The sequence below is a fragment of the Streptomyces sp. NPDC050418 genome, assembly GCF_044458745.1.
Lineage (GTDB): Bacteria > Actinomycetota > Actinomycetes > Streptomycetales > Streptomycetaceae > Streptomyces.
Genome location: NZ_JBITIG010000009.1, coordinates 192,933 through 212,076, shown reverse-complemented (window position 1 = coordinate 212,076; position 19,144 = coordinate 192,933). Strand labels below are relative to the sequence as shown.

Annotated in this window: 20 protein-coding genes; 8 read left to right on the top strand and 12 right to left on the bottom strand. The window is 70.6% G+C overall.

Translation table 11 applies throughout. From position 1 onward, the window contains the following. Positions 1-259 precede the first annotated feature (259 nt). On the top strand, positions 260-1,948 hold the full coding sequence (locus ACIBI4_RS23210) for a DEAD/DEAH box helicase (protein ID WP_399205899.1): 1,689 nt from the start codon (positions 260-262) through the stop codon (positions 1,946-1,948). Positions 1,949-2,048: 100 nt separating this feature from the next. Here the strand turns inward: ACIBI4_RS23210 and efeU are convergent, their stop codons facing one another. The 3 genes from efeU to efeO are packed head-to-tail and all read right to left on the bottom strand — an operon-like array spanning position 2,049 to position 5,366. Beyond that, positions 2,049-2,915, bottom strand: a complete 867-nt coding sequence (efeU, locus tag ACIBI4_RS23205; RefSeq protein WP_399205898.1) for an iron uptake transporter permease EfeU — start codon at positions 2,913-2,915, stop codon at positions 2,049-2,051. 3 nt (positions 2,916-2,918) lie between these two features. Then, positions 2,919-4,202 carry an iron uptake transporter deferrochelatase/peroxidase subunit gene (gene efeB / locus ACIBI4_RS23200; protein ID WP_399205897.1) on the bottom strand — a complete coding sequence of 428 codons (1,284 nt, stop codon included), beginning with the start codon at positions 4,200-4,202 and terminating at the stop codon, positions 2,919-2,921. Positions 4,203-4,211: 9 nt separating this feature from the next. Beyond that, positions 4,212-5,366 carry an iron uptake system protein EfeO gene (gene efeO / locus ACIBI4_RS23195; protein WP_399205896.1) on the bottom strand — a complete coding sequence of 385 codons (1,155 nt, stop codon included), beginning with the start codon at positions 5,364-5,366 and terminating at the stop codon, positions 4,212-4,214. 165 nt (positions 5,367-5,531) lie between these two features. On the opposite strand from efeO, the gene ACIBI4_RS23190 reads away from it, so the two are divergent. Beyond that, positions 5,532-6,416 carry an alpha/beta fold hydrolase gene (locus ACIBI4_RS23190; protein WP_399205895.1) on the top strand — a complete coding sequence of 295 codons (885 nt, stop codon included), beginning with the start codon at positions 5,532-5,534 and terminating at the stop codon, positions 6,414-6,416. 26 nt (positions 6,417-6,442) lie between these two features. Here ACIBI4_RS23190 and ACIBI4_RS23185 read toward each other — a convergent pair whose 3' ends face one another. Beyond that, the gene (locus ACIBI4_RS23185; protein WP_399205894.1) at positions 6,443-7,087 is read right to left on the bottom strand and encodes a PepSY domain-containing protein; all 645 of its coding nucleotides are present in this window, start codon (positions 7,085-7,087) and stop codon (positions 6,443-6,445) included. Positions 7,088-7,232: 145 nt separating this feature from the next. After that, positions 7,233-8,132 carry an NYN domain-containing protein gene (locus ACIBI4_RS23180; RefSeq protein WP_399205893.1) on the bottom strand — a complete coding sequence of 300 codons (900 nt, stop codon included), beginning with the start codon at positions 8,130-8,132 and terminating at the stop codon, positions 7,233-7,235. Positions 8,133-8,313: 181 nt separating this feature from the next. On the opposite strand from ACIBI4_RS23180, the gene ACIBI4_RS23175 reads away from it, so the two are divergent. Then, positions 8,314-8,466: a hypothetical protein gene (locus ACIBI4_RS23175; RefSeq protein WP_399205891.1), complete on the top strand. Its 153-nt coding sequence runs from the start codon at positions 8,314-8,316 to the stop codon at positions 8,464-8,466. Between the two features lie 84 nt (positions 8,467-8,550). Here ACIBI4_RS23175 and ACIBI4_RS23170 read toward each other — a convergent pair whose 3' ends face one another. The 4 genes from ACIBI4_RS23170 to ACIBI4_RS23155 all read right to left on the bottom strand — a co-directional run bounded on the left by ACIBI4_RS23170 (position 8,551) and on the right by ACIBI4_RS23155 (position 11,548). Beyond that, positions 8,551-9,156, bottom strand: coding sequence for a MarC family protein (locus ACIBI4_RS23170; protein WP_399205890.1), 606 nt, complete (start codon positions 9,154-9,156; stop codon positions 8,551-8,553). Positions 9,157-9,208: 52 nt separating this feature from the next. After that, positions 9,209-10,072, bottom strand: coding sequence for a PHP domain-containing protein (locus tag ACIBI4_RS23165; RefSeq protein WP_399205889.1), 864 nt, complete (start codon positions 10,070-10,072; stop codon positions 9,209-9,211). Positions 10,073-10,211: 139 nt separating this feature from the next. After that, on the bottom strand, positions 10,212-10,853 hold the full coding sequence (locus tag ACIBI4_RS23160) for a DUF6758 family protein (protein WP_399205888.1): 642 nt from the start codon (positions 10,851-10,853) through the stop codon (positions 10,212-10,214). 95 nt (positions 10,854-10,948) lie between these two features. Then, on the bottom strand, positions 10,949-11,548 hold the full coding sequence (locus ACIBI4_RS23155; RefSeq protein WP_399205887.1) for a suppressor of fused domain protein: 600 nt from the start codon (positions 11,546-11,548) through the stop codon (positions 10,949-10,951). Positions 11,549-12,075: 527 nt separating this feature from the next. Here ACIBI4_RS23155 and ACIBI4_RS23150 point away from each other — a divergent pair. Together ACIBI4_RS23150 and ACIBI4_RS23145 are read left to right on the top strand one after the other, a co-directional pair. Continuing rightward, entirely contained in the window at positions 12,076-13,188 is a 1,113-nt protein-coding gene (locus ACIBI4_RS23150) for a magnesium and cobalt transport protein CorA (protein WP_399205886.1), read from the top strand. Between the two features lie 47 nt (positions 13,189-13,235). Then, positions 13,236-13,748 (top strand): hypothetical protein, encoded by a 513-nt coding sequence (locus ACIBI4_RS23145; RefSeq protein WP_399205885.1) that lies wholly within the window; start codon positions 13,236-13,238, stop codon positions 13,746-13,748. Between the two features lie 14 nt (positions 13,749-13,762). On the opposite strand, the gene ACIBI4_RS23140 is transcribed toward ACIBI4_RS23145, so the two are convergent. Next, positions 13,763-14,500, bottom strand: a complete 738-nt coding sequence (locus tag ACIBI4_RS23140) for a hypothetical protein (RefSeq protein WP_399205884.1) — start codon at positions 14,498-14,500, stop codon at positions 13,763-13,765. Positions 14,501-14,676: 176 nt separating this feature from the next. On the opposite strand from ACIBI4_RS23140, the gene ACIBI4_RS23135 reads away from it, so the two are divergent. Genes ACIBI4_RS23135 through ACIBI4_RS23125 form a run of 3 tightly spaced genes read left to right on the top strand, consistent with a single transcriptional unit; the run spans position 14,677 to position 17,744 of the window. After that, positions 14,677-15,969: a magnesium transporter MgtE N-terminal domain-containing protein gene (locus tag ACIBI4_RS23135; protein WP_399205883.1), complete on the top strand. Its 1,293-nt coding sequence runs from the start codon at positions 14,677-14,679 to the stop codon at positions 15,967-15,969. Further along, positions 15,966-16,553 carry a DUF1003 domain-containing protein gene (locus ACIBI4_RS23130; protein WP_399205882.1) on the top strand — a complete coding sequence of 196 codons (588 nt, stop codon included), beginning with the start codon at positions 15,966-15,968 and terminating at the stop codon, positions 16,551-16,553. Before ACIBI4_RS23135 ends, ACIBI4_RS23130 begins: the two co-directional genes overlap by 4 nt. Before the next feature lie 42 nt (positions 16,554-16,595). Then, positions 16,596-17,744 carry an Mrp/NBP35 family ATP-binding protein gene (locus ACIBI4_RS23125; protein ID WP_399205881.1) on the top strand — a complete coding sequence of 383 codons (1,149 nt, stop codon included), beginning with the start codon at positions 16,596-16,598 and terminating at the stop codon, positions 17,742-17,744. A 111-nt stretch (positions 17,745-17,855) separates the two neighbouring features. Here the strand turns inward: ACIBI4_RS23125 and ACIBI4_RS23120 are convergent, their stop codons facing one another. Both ACIBI4_RS23120 and ACIBI4_RS23115 read right to left on the bottom strand, forming a co-directional pair. Continuing rightward, entirely contained in the window at positions 17,856-18,470 is a 615-nt protein-coding gene (locus ACIBI4_RS23120; RefSeq protein WP_399205880.1) for a hypothetical protein, read from the bottom strand. Positions 18,471-18,687: 217 nt separating this feature from the next. Then, on the bottom strand, positions 18,688-19,131 hold the full coding sequence (locus ACIBI4_RS23115) for a sec-independent translocase (RefSeq protein WP_399205879.1): 444 nt from the start codon (positions 19,129-19,131) through the stop codon (positions 18,688-18,690). Positions 19,132-19,144: the final 13 nt, after the last annotated feature.

Below are 19,144 nucleotides of genomic sequence, written 5' to 3'. Positions count from 1 at the left end.
ATGAGCGCTCGAGCGACGGCTGTGGTCCCGCGCCACCCGGCCTGCGCCTAGCAGCCGGAAGCTACCGGCCGGCCACCGGCGGACTGGACATTTTCCAGGTCCCGCCCGGTCAGACCCCCAGCGTTCGCCTCGTGCCGCGTCTCACAGAAGAGGCAGCACCCTGAACACGCCCACGACTTTCCGAGAGCTCGGGATCCTTCCCGAGACCGCCGAGGCCCTTGAGGCCGTCGGCATCGTCAATCCGTTCCCGATCCAGGAGATGACGCTCCCCGTCGCGCTCTCCGGGACCGACGTCATCGGCCAGGCCAAGACCGGCACGGGCAAGACGCTGGGCTTCGGCCTGCCGCTGCTCGAGCGCGTCACCGTGCCCGCCGACGTCGAGGCCGGCCGCGCCAAGCCCGAGGACCTCACCGAGGCGCCGCAGGCGCTCATCGTCGTCCCGACCCGCGAGCTGTGCACCCAGGTCACCAACGACCTGCTCACCGCGGGCAAGGTGCGCAACGTGCGCGTCCTCGCCATATATGGCGGCCGTGCCTACGAGCCGCAGGTCGAGGCCCTCAAGAAGGGCGTCGACGTGGTCGTCGGCACCCCGGGCCGTCTTCTCGACCTCGCGGGCCAGAAGAAGCTGAACCTGTCGAAGGTGAAGTGCCTGGTCCTCGACGAGGCCGACGAGATGCTCGACCTGGGCTTCCTGCCCGACGTCGAGAAGATCATCAACATGCTTCCGGCGAAGCGCCAGACCATGCTGTTCTCGGCCACCATGCCGGGCGCCGTCATCGGTCTCGCCCGCCGCTACATGTCACAGCCCACGCACATCCGCGCCACGGCGCCGGACGACGAGGGTGCGACCGTCGCGAACATCGCGCAGTTCGTCTACCGCGCGCACAACATGGACAAGCCGGAGATGGTCTCGCGCATCCTGCAGGCCGACGGCCGCGGGCTCGCGATGATCTTCTGCCGTACGAAGCGCACGGCGGCCGACATCGCCGAGCAGCTGGAGAAGCGCGGCTTCGCCTCCGGCGCCGTCCACGGCGACCTGGGCCAGGGCGCCCGCGAGCAGGCGCTGCGCGCGTTCCGCAACGGCAAGGTCGATGTGCTGGTGTGCACCGACGTCGCCGCGCGCGGTATCGACGTCGAGGGCGTCACGCACGTCATCAACTACCAGTCCCCGGAGGAGGAGAAGACCTACCTCCACCGCATCGGCCGCACCGGCCGCGCGGGCAACAAGGGCACCGCGATCACGCTGGTCGACTGGGACGACATCCCGCGCTGGCAGCTGATCAACAAGGCGCTCGAGCTGGACTTCAACGACCCGGCCGAGACGTACTCCTCGTCCCCGCACCTCTTCACCGACCTCGGTATCCCCGAGGGCACGAAGGGTGTTCTGCCGCGCGCCGAGCGCACGCGTGCGGGTCTGGACGCCGAGGAGCTCGAGGACCTGGGCGAGCCGGGCGGCCGTAACGGCCGTGGGCGCGGCCGTGGCGGCAGGACCGCCGAGAAGACCGAGGAGCGCCCGGCCCGTACGCGCACGCCGCGTCAGCGCCGCCGTACCCGCGGCGGTGCCTCCGTGGACGGAGCCGCCGAGGCTCCCGCCGCGACCGAGGGCACGAAGGACGCCGCGGAGTCCGTGGAGGAGTCCGCGGTCCGTACGCCGCGCCGCCGGCGCCGTACCCGTACGGGTGCCGGTGCGTCGGAGGCCGCCGCCGCGCTCGAGACCGCCGAGGTCACCCCGGCCAAGGGCGAGGACTCCGCGGAGGAGGCGGCCGCCAAGCCGCGTCGCCGCCGGACCCGTAAGACCGCCGAGTCCGCTCCGGCGGCCGAGGCCAAGCCCGCGGCCGAGAAGGCCCCGAAGGCCGAGGCGAAGGCCGACGGCGAGGGCGAGGCCAAGCCGCGCCGGCGCCGCACGCGCAAGGCGGCCGCTTCGGCCGAGCAGCCCACCGAGGGCTGAGCACACAGCAGAAGGCCGGTGGCCCGCACTCCTCGTCCGAGGGGTGCGGGCCACCGGCCTTTGCGCGTAGGGCGGTTCAGCCCTGTCCGACCCTGCCGGTTCAGCCCTGTTCGGCCACCGGAGCGTCCTCCGCCTTGGCGGCGGGTGCCGCTGCCTGCGCCGTACGCGACGCCCGTACCGGCATCAGGAACAGCGCCAGCGTCGGGATCAAGTACAGGGCCCAGACGGCGACTTGGAGCACCGTCGGGTCGGGCTGGAAGTTGAAGATGCCCTTGAGCAGCGTGGCGTGCCAGGTGTCCGGCGGGTAACTCTCGCTGATGTCGAAGGCCTTGTCCGCGAGTCCGCCGAGGAAGCGTGCCTCCTGCAGGTCGTGGACGCCGTACGCGAGGATGCCCGCGGCCACGACGACCAGCATGCCGCCGGTCCACTTGAAGAACTTCGCGAGGTTGATGCGCAGGGCACCGCGGTAGAACAGCCAGCCCATGACCACGGAGGTCAGCAGGCCGAGGACCGCGCCGATCAGCGGGTCCCAGCCGCTGTCGGCGGCGTCCACCGCGCTCCACACGATGAGCGCGGTCTCCAGGCCCTCGCGGCCCACGGCGAGGAACGCCGTGAGGACCAGGGCGCCGGTGCCGAGCGCGAGCGCCGAGTCGAGCTTGCCGTGAAGTTCGGCCTTCAGGTGGCGGGCGGTGCGCCGCATCCAGAAGACCATCCAGGTCACCAGGGCGACGGCGACGATCGACAGGCCGCCGCCGATCAGCTCCTTGGCCTCGAACGTGAGGTCCTTCGTACCGAATTGGAGCGTGGCACCGAACGCGAGACTGACGGCGACCGCGATCCCGACCCCGGTCCAGACCGGCGTCAGCGCCTTGCGGTGGTCGGTCTTGACCAGGTACGCGACCAGGATGCAGACGACGAGGGAGGCTTCGAGGCCTTCACGCAGCCCGATCAGATAGTTGGCGAACATCGCTCACGCCTTCCCGGAGCCGGTGAACAGGGCGCTGCCCCACCAGTCGTCGTCACCGCTCACGCCCGGCGGGACGGCGAAGACTGCCGAACCGACGTGCTGGATGTACTCGTTGAGCACGTCGCGCCGGGCCAGCTGCAGCTGCACGGGGATGAACGCGTCGCGTACGTCGCGCTGGTACGCGAGGAAGAACAGGCCCGCGTCCAGGCGGCCGAGGCCGTCCGTGCCGTCGGTGAAGGAGTAGCCGCGGCGCAGCATCATCGCGCCGCCGTTGGAGTCGGGGTGGGCGAGGCGGACGTGGGCGACCTCGGGCATGGCCTTGAGGTTCGGCTCGTCGTGCTCGCGCTTCTTCCCGTACGCGGCGCCTTCGCCCTTCGTCCGGCCGAAGATGTCCTCCTGCTCCTTGAGCGAGGTGCGGTCCCAGGTCTCGATGTTCATCCGGATCCGGCGCGCCACGAGGTAGGAGCCGCCGGTCATCCAGTCCGGGCCGTCCTTCTCGCCGACCCAGACGTGCTTGGCGAGGTTCTTCTTGTCGGTGCCTGCGATGTTCCGGGTACCGTCCTTGAAGCCCATCATGTTGCGCGGGGTCTGCGCGTCGGGCGTCGTGGACGAGGTCTTGCCGAAGCCCAGCTGGGACCAGCGCACGGCGACCTTGCCGAAGCCGATCCGGGCGAGGTTGCGGATGGCATGCACCGCGACCTGCGGGTCGTCGGCGCAGGCCTGGATGCACAGGTCGCCGCCGCCGCGGGCCGCGTCGAGGTTGTCGCCGGGGAACTTCGGCAGGTCGACGAGCGCCTCGGGGCGCCGGTCCTTCAGGCCGAAGCGGCCGTCGAAGAGCGAGGGCCCGAAGCCGACGGTCAGCGTCAGCCGCGAGGGCTTGAGGCCGAGGGCCTCGCCGGTGTCGTCCGGGGGCGCCTCGGCGAGACCGCCGTACGCGCCCTCGCCGACCGGGTGGCCCTGGGTCATGAGGGCGGCGGCCTCGGTCCAGTCCTTGAGGAGCCGGATCAGCGCCTCGCGGTCCTCGGTCTTCACGTCGAACGCGGCGAAGTGCAGCCGGTCCTGGACCGCGGTGGCGATACCGGCCTGGTGCCTGCCGTGGAACGGTACGGCCGCGCCGGCCTCGCCGACGGGCACGGTGTTCTCGCCGCCGTCGAGCGCGAAGGCCGCGCCGCCGGCCGCGGCGGCGCCGAGCGCGAGGCCCGCGCCGCCCCAGCCGAGCAGCGAACGGCGGCTCGGGGCATCCGCCTGAGGGGCATCCGTCTGAGGGGATATGGGCTGGTCAGTCATCTCCGCCCCTTACTTCACGACCGCGGCGGCCAGCTTCGAGAGCGGCTCGGCGAGGGCGTTCACCCCGTCGGAGAGCTCCTTGGTGTCGGCCTTGCTGAGCTTGTCGTAGGACACGAAGTCGTACGACGTCTTGTCCTCGCGGTACTTGTCGAGCAGCGTGTTGAGCGCCTTGAACTGGCGGTCGAGCTCCTTGGTGAGCTCCGCGTCGTTCTTCTCGGCGACCGGCTTGAGCAGCGCGTAGGACTTCTCGGCGCCCTCGACGTTGGCCTTGAAGTCGACGAGGTCGGTGTGCGAGTAGCGCTCCTCCTCGCCGGTGACCTTGCCGGTGGCGACCTCGTCGAGGAGTTCCTTGGCGCCGTTCGCCATCGAAGTGGGCGTGATCTCGGCCTCGTTGACCCGGTCCTGCCAGGCCTCCAGGTCCTTGATCAGGAGGTCGGCGAGTTCCTTGTCGCGGCCGGTGATCTTCTTGTCCTGCCAGAGCGAGCGCTCCAGGCGGTGCCAGCCGGTCCAGTCCTTCTCCAGGTCCTGGCCCTCTTCGAGCCCGTCCTCGCGCAGGTCGACCTTGGGGTCGATGTCGCCGAAGGACTCGGCCACGGGCTCGGTGCGCTCCCAGCCGATACGGGACGGGGCGTAGGCCTTCTTCGCGGCGTCCAGGTCGCCGGCCTTCACGGCCTTGGCGAACGCGCGCGCGAGCGGCAGCGTCTCGTCGGCCTGCTCCTGTACGTACTTGCGGTACTCGGCCACGGCGGCGTCAAGCTTCGGGTCGCGCTTGGCAGTCTTGCCGCCGCCGGTGGCCTTGACCTGCTGGCGGATGCCGTCGCCCTTCATGCCCGGCTTGCAGGCGATCTGGTACGAACCGGCCTTCACCTCGGCGGTGACCTTCTGCTTGGTGCCGGGGCCGATGTTCTCGCGCTCGGTGACGATGCGGTCGTCCGGGTAGAGGACGTAGACCTCGGTGACCTTGGAGCCCTTGTTCTCCACGGCGAGCTCGATGTGCCCGGCCGGGAACTCCTTCTTGTCGACCTCGCAGGTGTCGTCGGTCGCGACGACCGAGATCAGGCCGTCGTCCCCGGCCTTCCCCTCGGACTTCTCCGTGCAGCCGGTGGCCACGACGGCAAGAGTCACGGCGGCGGCGGAGGCGACGGTTATACGGGTGGCGCGCATCAAGGCTCCAGAAGGTCAGGCCGGGCGAGGGTTGGTCAGGCCGGTGAAGCTGCCCGGCCAGGTGAGGCTGCCCTAACTTATCCAAGCCTTATCTCACCGAGACCACGGGCTGGTCAAGGGCAGGTCAAAGCGTTGGAGCCGATCCGCCTCGTCTAGCCTCGACGCATGAGCCGGCCGCCGACGTTCACCCCGCCGCCCTGCGCGCACGCCACCACCTTGAGCACGGATCGCGGGGCGTTCGCCGTGATCGATGCGCGCCCCGAGGGCACCCCGAAGGCCACGGTCCTGCTGCTGCCCGGCTACACCGGCAGCAAGGAGGACTTCATCGCGCTGCACGAGCCGCTGGCCGCCGCCGGGTACCGGAGCGTGGCGGTGGACGGACGGGGGCAGTACGCGTCGTCCGGGCCCGGTTCGGACGGGGAGCCGTATCGCCAAGGCGACGAAGCGACGTACCGGCAGAGCGAGTTGGCGGCGGACGTGCTGGCGCAGCAGGCCGCGCTCGGCGGCGAGCGGGTGCATCTGCTCGGGCACTCGCTCGGCGGTCAGATCGCGCGCGCGGCGGTGCTCACCGACGCCGCGCCGTTCCGCTCCCTGACGCTCATGTCGTCCGGGCCCGCACAGATCTCGCCCTCACAGCAGCAGCGCGTCAAGCTGCTGCTCGACGCGCTGTCCGTGATGGGGATGGCACAGGTGTGGGAGGCGATCCAGGCGCTCGACGCCCCCGAGGAGACCGATACGGACGACGAGCTGCGCGCCCGCTGGCTGCGTCACAGCCCGGCCCAGCTCGCCGCCACCGGACGCCAGTTGATGACCGAACCGGACCGTGTGGCCGAACTCGCCGCCACGGGTCTGCCGCTGCACGTCGTGTCCGGCGAACGGGACGACACCTGGCCCGTACCGCTGCTCGACGCCATGGCGGGGCGGCTCGCCGCGGCCCGCACGGTCATCGCGGGAGCGGAACACTCCCCCAACACCGACCGGCCCGGGCCGACGGCCGCGGCGCTCACCGCCTTCTGGGACGGCCTGCCCGGCCAGGGGCAGGCCCAGTAGGGGATCTCAGCCCTCAGGAGACGCGCTCAGTCGTCGCGGTCGGTCTCCTTGGAGACGACCTCTCCGCTCTTCGCGTCGATGTCCATCTCGTGCTGGACGGTGCCGTCCACGACCTCGACGTCCCAGGTCGGGCGCTGTTCCGTGCCCTCGATCGAGATCTTGGAGACATAGCCGCCACCCGCCTCCTTGAGCGCCCGGCCCGCCGCTTCGTCGAGCGAGACGGTCGCCGCGTCCAGCTTGGCCAGCGGGAACTTCAACCGGTCGCGCTGGTCGTCGGGCATCCGGTCCTCATGGGCGCGTACGACCTTGCCGGTGGTCGCGTCGACGGTGACGTTGTGCGCGCGCGGCTCGGCGGTGACGAGGTCGACCTCCCAGTCCCCGTCCTCGTCGTCGTACTCGGCCTCGGTGACCTTGGCGTCGGGGACTTCCTTCTGTGCGGCCTCGATCGCCTTGTCGTACGTGACCTTCGGGGCGGCCTGCGCGGGTTCGGTCTGCGCGGCGGGCGCGTCGGCCTTCTCCGCGTTCGCGCGCGCGGCCGCCGTGCGCTTCTCGCCCGACTCCGTGCCGCTGTCCGAGGAGCACGCCGAGACCGAGAGCACCAGCGCCCCGGCCAGTGCCCCCGTCGTCCACAGCGTGCGGGTACGGGTCGAAGGTCGGCGGTTGCTGGTCATCAGAGGCGCTCCATCGCGTCGTGGGAATGGCTGCCGCCGACACGGGAGTGCGTCGGCTCCCCCACCATCACACAGGCACCTGAAGTCCGCCTGAAGAGGACAAAACACCCTCGCCCGCCGCCGGCTGCCACATGACCGGCGGGGACTACACCTGCCCCTGAAGGTGGTCCCAGAACCCGTCCCGCAGCGCCCGCCGCAGATCCGCCTGCCCGCGCAGCGAGTACTGGAGCAGCCGCTCGGCCTCGACGAGCAGGTCCTGGTCGACCGGGCCCGGCAGATACGGATGGCCGGGCAGCAGCTCGACCATCTGCTCGCGCCCGCGCGAGCCCAGCCAGGTCGCGGCGATCTGCGCCCCGACGAAACGGACATCGTCGCGCGCGGGCCGCGGGGCCGCCGGGTCGTAGGCGGTGGCGGTGCGCCGGGCCACGTACGGCTTGATGAAGTCGAGGTCGAACGTGCGCTGGCTGTCGACCTCCCACAGGAGCGGCTCGGCCTGGTTGCGCCCGTCGGGCGCCTCGATGCCCCACAGGTGGACGCGCGCGCCGTACCCCTGGGCGGCCTCGACCGCGGAGACAAGGTCCTCGTCGCCGCCGATCAGCGCGGCGTCGCTGATGGCGCGGTGCCGGGCGAGCGACTCCAGATCACTGCGGATCAGCGAGTCGACACCCTTCTGCTGGTTGTTGGCGTTGAGGTTGCCGAGGCGGACCTTGACGTCGGGGAGCTCGGCGATCGACTGCTGCTCGGAGGTGTGGATCCGGCGGCGCGCGCCGTCGTACCAGTAGACGCGGAGCAGCCGGCTGTCCGCGAAGATCGTGCGGGCCTTGTCGATCAGCGCGTCGATCAGGCCCTCGGCGTCGAGGTCGAAGGACCGGCGGTCCTCCGTGCCGGCGACGAGCCGCCCGGCGGCGGCGTACAGATATCCGGCGTCGACGAAGATCGCATGGGTCGACGGGGTCTTCGCCACCTCCGCGAGCATGCGCTGCAGCAGCTCGTTGGTGTGATCGATACGGGTCGACAGGACAGCGGCCAGCTCATCTTCGTTCATAGGGCAGTCATTCTCGGTCCGGTCACGCTGCGAACACAAGCCGTTCCGCTACTCGCGGGTAATTAGCCTGTGAAAAAATTTCCTTAGCGTAGGGAATGTTTGTAGCGTGCAAGCCGTTGGACCCCTACGTAAGACACACAGTTCTCCTCAGGAGGATCACCCGGACGAAGGGAGAAGCCCTATGCGCTTCGAAATCATGCGCCTGGACGATGTCAACGGAACCGCCGTGGACAGCACCGTCGTGGACGCCGCCTCCGTCAACCGGATCGTGCAGCAGGCCGCCGCTCGCGGCCAGCGCATCTATATCCGCCCGGCCACCGCCGCGGACTCATAACACTGACGCAGTACGTACGAGGCCCCCGCGCACGGATGCGCGGGGGCCTTTCGCGTACGCGGGCAGCGGGCAGCCGGCAGCGGGCTAGGAACCCTGGATGACCTGGGTGACACCGTTGATGATCTGCTGCACCGCGATGGCGGAGAGCATCATGCCCGCCAGGCGGGTGACCAGGACGACGCCGCCGTCCTTGATGACACGGATGATCACCAGCGAGTAGCGCATCACGACCCAGAGCACGACGTGCATCGCGACGATCGCGGTCCACACCGAGAACTGCCCCTTGAACCCGTCCGCGTTCTGCACGGCGAGGATCACCGACACGATCGCGCCGGGCCCGGCGAGCAGCGGCATGCCGAGAGGGACGAGGGCGACGTTGACGTCCTTGGTCTGCTTCGGCTCGTCCGTCTTGCCGGTGAGCAGGTCGAGCGCGATGAGCAGCAGGAGCAGTCCGCCCGCGATCATCAGGGCGGGGACGGAGACATGCAGGTAGTCGAGGATCTGATGCCCGACCAGACCGAACACGGCGATCACTCCGAAGGCCACGCACACGGCCTGGAAGGCCATGCGGCGCTGGACCTTGGCAGGACGGCCCGCGGTCAGGGCGAGGAAGATCGGGGTGACCCCGGGCGGGTCCATGATCACGAAAAGGGTCAGGAAGAGGGAGCCGAAAACGGCGACGTCGAACACGGTGATGCCTTGCGGGTGTCGAGGGGGGAAAGGGGACGGGTGCGGCGCGTGGTTACGCGCGCACTCCCCCGGTACCGGGCACGGGGAACGCGCCGGTCGCGCGGCGGATGATCTCGCCGTAGACCTCGGGGTCGGTGGTGTACTCGCCGAGCGAGCAGGTCTTGCGGCTGCCGTGGTAGTCGCTGGAGCCGGTGGCAAGGAGCCCCAGTTCGGCCGCGAGCCCCTTGAGCCGGGCCCGGGTCTCGGGCTCGTGGTCCATGTGGTCGGCCTCGATCCCGTCGAGACCGGCGGCGGCGAGCTCGGCGATGGCCGACTCCGGCACGACCTTGCCGCGCTTGACGGCGAGGGGGTGCGCGAAGACGGTGACGCCGCCGGCCGCCTTGACCAGGCGGATCGCCTCGAACGGGTCGAGCTCGTGCTTCGCGACGTACGCGCGGCCGCCGTCGGCGAGCCAGTCGGCGGTGAAGGCGTCGGAGACGGTCGGCACGACACCGCGCTCGACGAGCGCCTCGGCGATGTGCGGCCGCCCGAGGGAGCCGTCCCCGGCGATACGGGTCACCTGGTCCCACTCGACGTCGACGCCCAGCTCCTGGAGCTTGCCGACCATGGCGCGGGCGCGCGGGACACGGTCGTCACGGACGAGTTCGCGCTCGGCGAGGAGGGCGGGCTCGTCGGCGTCGAAGAGGTACGCGAGGAGGTGGAGGCCGGTGCCATCGAGACGGCACGACAGCTCGGCGCCGGTCACGAGCGTGAGCCCCTCGGGGACCGCAGCGGCCGCCTCCTTGTGCCCCCGCGTGGTGTCGTGATCGGTCAGCGCGACGACGTCCAGACCCTGGGCGCGCGCCTTCCGGACGAGCTCGGCCGGGCTGTCGGTCCCGTCGGAGGCCGTGGAGTGGGTGTGCAGATCGATACGCACGACTACTCCTCACGGCGTCCGGGGCTGGGGTGACGCTCCAGGATAGCGGGCGGTTTGGGGTGCGTTGTCGGGTGCGGGCACAGCGGCCCCGCTCACACCCCGGGAAGCGGCCCGCACGCGCCCCGGGAAGCAGCCCCGCTCACACCCCGAGAATCCGGGGCGACAAGGCCCCGCACGGCAGCAGCTCGACCTCCGCGCCCGCGTCCCGCAGGTCCGTCAGCACCAGCTCGTCGTACATCAGGAGGCCCGACCGTTCGGGCCACACCACGGCCCACAGCCAGAGTCCGCGTGCCTCGCCCGCGAACACCGCCCGGTCCGCGGGTGCGTCGCGGACGTGCCACAGCGGGGTGGGGCGGCCGGCCGCGTGGACCTTGGCGGACGGTGGTCCTGAGACGTCGAGGTGGGGGCCGGGGTCGGGGCCGGGGATGCCGGCGTAGCGGGCGCCGAGGCCGACGCCGAGTTCCTCCGCGACCAGGATCAGCTCGCCGCTGCCGCCGAGCGGACCGGGTCCGGAGCAGGCGACGGCCGTGGCGCGGCCGCCGCTGCGGTCGTCGCCCGCGCACGCCACACCGGTGAACAGCCAGCCGACGGGCAGGGGCCAGGGCATCCAGACCGGGACGTGCGAACGGTGCACGACGACGGAGAGCGCCTCGACGCTCGGCGGGACCACCGGCTGCAGCGGGTGCACGATGCCGTGCACATCACACTGCCAAGCGTCGGCGAAAAGTCCGGGAGCCCGCACCCGGCCACCACACTTCGGGCAACTGGGTTCGCCCCTCATAGCGCTCCACAGTCCTACCCGCCCGCCCCGGCGTCAAGGACGATCACCCGTACGGATCCGGGGAGTTCCACCACGGCCCCCCGGGGAGGGTCCGCTCAGTCCAGCGCCACCGACGCCCGCAGCGGATCCCGTAGGTCCGTCCCGCGCGCCAGCCAGCGCTCCTCCAGGGCCCCGGCCCCGTGCACCCGCTTCCACGCCGCCTCGTTGGGCGTCATCGGGAGCAGCGGCAGGAAGTGGACCGGGTCCATGGGGTCGTCGAGCTCCAAGTCCTCGACGAGACCACCCGGTTCGGCGACGAGTACCGAGGTGAACGGGGCGCCCGGCCACAGCGGCTCGCCCGTGTCGAGCGAGGCACCGGGCGCCACCACGACGCCCTCGACCTGCGGCGAGGCCGCGAGGACCGCGAGCGGCCTGAGCGCCTTGTCGGTGTCGGCGCGCCCGCCCCGTACCGAGAGGATCAGCTCCGCGCGCGGGCCGCGCACCGGGTCCGCGAGCGTCGCCGTGGGGTCCCCCATGGGTGCGGCGGACATGCCGAGCGTCGCGTAGCGGACCACCGCGCCGCCCTCGGCGGAGACGTCGGTGAAACGGAGCACCTCGATACGGTCCGTACCGAGGAAGGTGACCGCCGCGCGCGCGTCCGGTTCGCCCAGCGCCATCCGGAGGCGGGCCTCGACCAGAGCCAGTACATCTGCCATTCCGCGAGCATAGAACGCCACGTCGTACGCCTCGCGGCCGCACGCCTCCGTATAGAAAAAGCAAAGCGGGGCAAGGGACTTCAGTCGGCTGATAGGGTTGGCGGCTGGTCAGGGCAGCGTGTTGACGGCGGCACTCGAGTCGGCACAAGAAGGCCCCGGCAGACGGCTTTCCCCTACGGGGGCCCGGCGCGAGGAGGTGGGACTCATGGATCGAAGTCGACCGTGCAGTACCACCCGTTCTTCCGCCGCGTAGCACCTGCCTTTTACTCGGGGCTTTCCGTACCCCGCCCGCAGTCGGGCAAACTCCGGACCACAAGGCACCAGGCAGCACGACGGAAGAGCGTCTCGGACCCGCACCATCCCGTGCTTGATCTGTCCCAGTGGTGAGAACGCCGGGAGCGAACGCACGGTGCCGCCCGCTTTGCGGATGTCCCGACCGGATTCCTGAGACCGGACTCCCGAGGACGTCCCCATTCCGGGCTGTGCCACCGCCCCGCACCGGCAGTCGCGCCTCGAAGGAGCCTGCCATGTCGATGATCCGTGACCTGCGTGCCGCCGTCCGCCCCCAGCTCCGCAAGACCGCGAGCGGACCGGCGTACGACACGACCCGCGACCCCTCGGCCGTGAGCGCCGTGGTCGACTGCGCCGTCTACCGCGACGGCCGCCGCATCAAGAGCGAGGCCTCGCTCACCCCGCACCAGGCGATGCTGGACGTACGCCGCGCCGGGGGCTTCGCCTGGATCGGGCTGCACGAGCCCACCGAGACCGAATTCTCGGGTATCGCCCAGGAGTTCGGGCTGCACCCGCTCGCCGTGGAGGACGCGGTGCACGCCCACCAGCGGCCGAAGCTGGAGCGCTACGACGACACCCTGTTCACGGTGTTCAAGACCATCCACTACGTGGAACACGCCGAGCTCACCGCGACCAGCGAGGTCGTGGAGACCGGCGAGGTGATGTGCTTCACCGGCAAGGACTTCTTCATCACGGTCCGGCACGGCGGCCAGGGCTCGCTGCGGGGCCTCAGGCACCGGCTGCAGGACGACCCCGAGCTGCTCGCGAAGGGCCCGTCGGCCGTCCTGCACTCGATCGCCGATCATGTGGTGGACGGGTACATCGCCGTCGCCGACGCCGTGCAGACCGACATCGACGAGGTCGAGAGCGAGGTCTTCTCGCCGGACAGCAAGGGCCGGGCGCGCGGCAGCGACGCGGGGCGGATCTACCAGCTCAAGCGCGAGGTCCTGGAGTTCAAGCGGGCCGTCTCGCCGCTGTGCCGACCGCTGCAGCTGCTGAGCGAGCGGCCGATGCGGCTGATCGACCCGGACATCCAGAACTACTTCCGTGACGTGGCCGACCACCTGGCCCGCGTCCAGGAGCAGGTCGTCGGCTTCGACGAGCTGCTCAACTCGATCCTGCAGGCCAACCTCGCGCAGGCGACCGTCACGCAGAACGAGGACATGCGCAAGATCACCTCGTGGGCGGCCATCATCGCCGTGCCCACGATGATCTGCGGGGTGTACGGGATGAACTTCGAGCACATGCCGGAGCTGGAGTGGCGCTACGGCTATCCGATGGTGATGGCCGGGATCGCCGGAATCTGTTTCGTGATCCACCGCACGCTGAAGCGGAACGGCTGGCTCTAGTACGGGCCTTCGGTACGGGCCTCGTACCCCTCGCCTAGGCTGCACCCATGACTGACGCGCTGCTCGACGCCGCCCTCGCCGAGGAGGCCACCAAGAAGTCCGGCCTCATCTGGGTGCAGGGCAGCGGGCCCGCCCGTGCGCTGTGGCACGTATGGACCGAGGGCGCCGCCCATGTCGTCGGGGACGGGTCCGGCGAGCAGCCGCTGCCCGGGCTCGCCGACGGAAGCACCGCGCAGGTCACCGTGCGCAGCAAGGACAAGGGCGGACGGATCGTGGGCTGGCGCGCCAAGGTGGTGGAGCTGGCGCCGCGTTCCGAGGCCTGGGAGACGGCCGTCGCCGAGCTCAAGGGCAAGCGGCTGAACGCGCCGGACAGCGAGCAGCTGACCGAGCGGTGGGCGCGCGAGAGTCGGGTGCTGCGCCTGGAGTGGCTGGGCACGGACGCGTCGCTGCCGGACGGTTCGCTGGCCGCGGCGCCGCTGCCCTCGCCGCACACGACGCGGCGCGAGATCCCGGCGGCGCTGCCGCGGCTGCTGTTCAAGCGGCGGGCGAAGCGCCAGTAGGGGTCCCGCGGAGGTCAGGAACCCGACTTCGGGAGCTGCTCGCCGAAGTCGACGACATCGCTCTTCGCGGGCGCCTCGACCGTCACGCTCTGGCCCCACTCGCTGAGCTTCAGCGTGCCCGCGCCGCCCGCCCGCACCAGGCGCAGCGGATACGGTTCGCCTTCCAGCGAGACGTCGATCGTGCCGCCTCTGGCCGCGGCGAGCTGGATCGTGCGCACCTTGCCGACCTCGGTGCGGTCGCCCTTGGTGAGCTTGCCGGGCAGGTCGAGCAGCATGTCGAGCAGATCGCCCTTGTCGGTGTAGACACGCAGGCGCTTGTACAGCGGGTCGTCCTCGGGAACCTTCACGTACTTGTCGGAGAGCTTCGAGGACTTGGCGGGCTTGTCGCCTTCCTTGAGCAGCGCGGCGTCGGCCTGCAGATAGACGTCGTCGCCGACGCGCAGCAGCCGGAAGCTCACGCCGTCGTCGGTGATCTCGCCGGTGCCGCCGTCGGAGTTCAGCTTCATGTCGATCTTGTACGGCTGGCCCTTGACCACCAGATCGGCGTCGACCGTCACCGAGGCCACACTGTCGGCGGCCGCCCGCGACTGGGTGTGGATCTTCGCGGCGCTCAGCTTGGCCATCCCGTTGGTGCCCGCGTCGGGGTCCTCGGAACTGCAGCCGGTCAGTCCCGCGCCGGTCGCGAACAGCCCCGCGCTCAGCGCGCCGACTACGGCCATGCGGCGGGCCCGCCCCGGGTGGTTCGCGGTCACGTGAGCCAGTGCCTCTCGTCCATGTTTCTCAGCAGTACGGCAGAGTACCCGGGTCCCCCGACGCGCTCGCAGACAGCCTTGCGGACGCCCCACCAGGGCGTTTCCAAACGGGGCGTACTAGCCTGAAGGCCCTATTGCAAGACAGTGGGCCGACGGGCCCCCGAGGAGGAGACCGTATGGCGTCCGGCACCCCTCGGATCTTCGTCTCGCATCTGTCGGACGCGGCTGTCTTCGACCCCAACGGCGACCAGGTCGGACGGGTCCGTGACCTCGTGGCGAACCTCCGCGTGGGCAACCGCCCGCCGACCCTGCTCGGCCTCGTCGTCGAACTCTCCACGCGCCGCCGGATCTTCCTGCCCATGACCCGTGTCACCGGTATCCAGGCGGGCCAGGTCATCACGACGGGCGTACTGAACGTACGGCGCTTCGAGCAGCGGCCCACCGAACGCCTGGTCCTCGGCGAGCTGCTCGACCGCCGCGTACGCCTTGTCGATTCCGGCGAGGAGGTCACGGTCCTCGATGTGTCGATGCAGCAGCTGCCGGCCCGCCGTGACTGGGAGATCGACCGGGTCTACGTACGCAAGGGCAAGGCCGGAACGTTCCGGCGGGCCAAGGGCGAGACGCTGACCGTCGAGTGGTCGGCGGTCACCGGGTTCACCCTGGAGGAGCAGGGGCAGGGCGCCGAGTCGCTGCTCGCCACGTTCGAGCAGCTGCGCGCCGCCGACCTCGCGAACGTGCTGCACCACCTGTCCTCGAAGCGCCGGATCGAGGTGGCCGCGGCCCTCGACGACGACCGGCTCGCGGACGTCCTCGAAGAACTGCCCGAGGACGACCAGATCGAGATCCTCGGCAAGCTCCAGGAGGACCGCGCGGCCGACGTCCTGGAGGCCATGGACCCCGACGACGCGGCCGACCTGCTCGCCGAGCTGCCCGAGGACGAGCAGGAGAAGCTGCTCGAACTGATGCAGCCCGAGGAGGCCGCGGACGTACGGCGTCTGATGGCGTACGAGGAGCGCACGGCGGGCGGTCTGATGACGACCGAGCCGATCGTGCTGCAGCCGGACGCGACGGTCGCGGACGCACTGGCGCGGGTCCGCAACCCCGACCTCTCCCCCGCGCTCGCCGCCCAGGTCTACGTGTGCCGCCCGCCGGACCAGACGCCGACCGGCAAGTACCTGGGCACGATCCACTTCCAGCGGCTGCTGCGCGACCCTCCGTTCACGCTGGTCGGCACGATGCTCGACAAGGATCTGCAGACCCTGTCGCCGGACACCTCGCTGCCCGCGGTGACCAGCTTCTTCGCCACGTACGACATGGTGGCGGCGCCCGTCGTCGACGACAGCGGGGCGCTGCTCGGCGCCGTCACGGTCGACGACGTGCTCGACCATCTGCTGCCGGACGACTGGCGTGAGACGGAGTTCCACGCGGACGAGGTACGTCCCGTTCGGGGAGGTGGGACCCGTCCATGAGTGACTACGGACTGAGCGAGCGCGGCGAGCCGGCCGTGAAGGAGCGGGCCCTGGCCCGCGCCCGCGTACGGCTGGACCAGCCGCGGCCGCCGCGGCGGCGCTTCGTGCCCGAGGTGGACCCGGACGCGTTCGGGCGGTTCTCGGAGAGGATCGCGCGCTTCCTCGGCACGGGCACGTTTCTGGTGTGGATGACCATCCTGATCCTCGCCTGGGTCATCTGGAACATCCTGGCCCCGGGCCATCTGCGCTTCGACGAGTACCCCTTCATCTTCCTGACCCTGATGCTCTCGCTGCAGGCCTCGTACGCCGCTCCCCTGATCCTTCTCGCGCAGAACCGGCAGGACGACCGCGACCGCGTCAACCTCGAACAGGACCGCAAGCAGAACGAGCGCTCCATCGCGGACACCGAGTATCTGACCCGCGAGATCGCCGCCCTGCGGATCGGCCTCGGCGAGGTGGCCACCCGCGACTGGATCCGCTCGGAACTGCAGGATCTCGTCAAGGAGATGGAGGAGCGCCAGGCGCACGAGCGTCAGGTATTCCCGCTGTCGTCGCCGCACAGGCGTGACGAAGACGACCGCTGAGGAGGGATCCGGAGTGTCACCCGGTCGCCGTACCATCTCCGTATGGCTACCGACACGTATCCGACCGAGGAAGCCCTGCGCGAGGCGCTCTCCACGGTCAATGACCCCGAGATCAACCGGCCGATCACCGAGCTCGGCATGGTCAAATCGGTGGAGGTCTCGCCCGACGGCGCGGTAGCCGTCACGGTCTATCTGACGGTCTCCGGCTGCCCGATGCGCGACACCATCACGTCGCGGGTCACCGAGGCGGTGCAGGGCGTCGAGGGCGTCACCTCCGTCGAGGTCACCCTCGATGTGATGAGCGACGAGCAGCGCAAGGAGCTGGCCACGGCCCTGCGCGGCGGCACCGCCGAGCGCGAGGTCCCCTTCGCCAAGCCCGGCTCCCTGACCCGTGTCTATGCGGTGGCGTCCGGCAAGGGCGGCGTCGGCAAGTCCTCGGTGACGGTGAACCTCGCGGCCGCGATGGCCGCCGACGGCCTCAAGGTCGGTGTCGTGGACGCCGACATCTACGGCCACTCGGTGCCGCGCATGCTGGGTGCGGACGGCCGTCCCACCCAGGTCGAGAACATGATCATGCCGCCGTCGGCGAACGGCGTGAAGGTGATCTCCATCGGCATGTTCACGCCGGGCAACGCACCGGTCGTGTGGCGCGGCCCGATGCTGCACCGTGCCCTCCAGCAGTTCCTCGCGGACGTCTACTGGGGCGACCTCGACGTGCTGCTGCTCGACCTCCCGCCGGGCACCGGCGACATCGCGATCTCCGTGGCCCAGCTGGTGCCCAACGCCGAGATCCTCGTCGTCACCACCCCGCAGCAGGCCGCCGCCGAGGTGGCCGAGCGCGCGGGCTCGATCGCGGTGCAGACGCACCAGAAGATCGTCGGCGTCGTCGAGAACATGTCGGGCCTGCCGTGCCCGCACTGCGACGAGATGATCGACGTCTTCGGCACCGGCGGCGGACAGCTCGTCGCCGAGGGCCTCACCAAGACCACGGGCGCCACCGTGCCGGTTCTCGGCGCGATCCCGATCGACGTCCGGCTGCGCGAGGGCGGCGACGACGGCAAGCCGGTCGTCCTCTCCGACCCCGACTCCCCCGCGGGCGCGGCCCTGCGCTCCATCGCCGGCAAGCTCGGCGGGCGCCAGCGCGGTCTGTCCGGCATGTCGCTGGGGATCACGCCGCGCAACAAGTTCTGAGGCTTTCGGTCGTACGCGGATGGGGCGCCCTTCACGGTGAAGGGCGCCCCATCCGCGTATCCGCGTGGCGTGACCGGCTCGGCGTGGCGTGCTCGGCTCGGCGTGGCGTGCTCAGCCCTCGTACGCCGCCAGGTCCTTGATCATCGAGAAGCCGAGGCCGTACGCGCTCATCCCGCGGCCGTACGCGCCCAGGTGGACGCCCTGGCCGGTGGAGCCCGCGAGCACCCAGCCGAACTCGGACTCGCGGTAGTGGAAGGGCTGCGGGACCCCGTCCACGGGCAGCGAGAGCGTGGACCAGTCGCTGCCCGCGAGATCGTCGGCGAGCACCCAGGCCGTCTCGGTCTGCTGGTCCAGCCAGTCGTCGCGCAGGGAGTGGTCCATCTGCGTCGGCCAGGTGAAGCTCAGCAGGCCGACACCGGCCAGCCAGGCGGCCGAGGAGACCGAGGTCGCCTCCAGGAGGCCGGTGCCGTCGGGGCTGCGGCGGTCGGGGTTCGACGCGACGCTCACCACGACCGCGAAGCGCTCGCGGTCGGCGCTCATGTCGGCGCGGACGGCGGGTTCGTCACCGTGGCCGAGCGAACCGTGCTCGACGGCGCCGTCCGCCGCGGTGCCGACCTGCATCAGCCGGCGTGGGCCCGTGAAGGCCTCGTCGAGCCCGTACCAGGGGAACGGCGCGAGCAGATAGCCGTCGACCGTGCGCGCCCCGCTCCGACTCGTCGTCTCCATCTACCGGCCGCCTCCTTCGTCCTGTTCGGTCCGGTCGCGGCCCGCCCCCCTCGGGCGTCCTGAGTCCGGACAACACCTGAGGAGAATAGCCATACGGCTCGATCGGGGCGGTTTCCGGCTCCGGAACGGACAGGTCGCGTCGGCGGTGCGGGCAGGCCGGAACGGCTCGGCGATCAGGCCGGAACGGCTCGGCGATCAGGTCGGGACAGCTCGGCGATCAGGTCGCGTCGGCGTCGAACGGCGGGCGCTCGGGCTGGGCCGCGGGCTTCTTCTCCAGGTCCGGGCTCTTGGAGAGACTGGGCTTGGAACCGGTGCCCGAGGAGCTTTCGCTCTCGCGGCCGTTCACCGAGTCCGCGACCTCGGCCATTTCCTTCTTGAGGTCGAAGCCGTTGCGGATGTCGTCGATCCCGAGGTCGTCGCCGTGCTGGTCGAGCTGCTTGCGGATGAACTTCTTCGGGTTCAGGTCGTCGAACTCGAAGTCCTTGAACTCCGGACCCAGCTCTTCCCGGATGTCCTGCTTCGCGCTGTCGGAGAACGCGCGGATCTTCCGGATGAAGGAGGAGACGTCCTGGATGACCTTGGGGAGCTTGTCCGGACCGAAGATGAGCAGGGCAAGGATCACGAGCGCCATGAGCTCGGGAATGCCTATGTCGTTGAACACCTGTCGCTCCTTG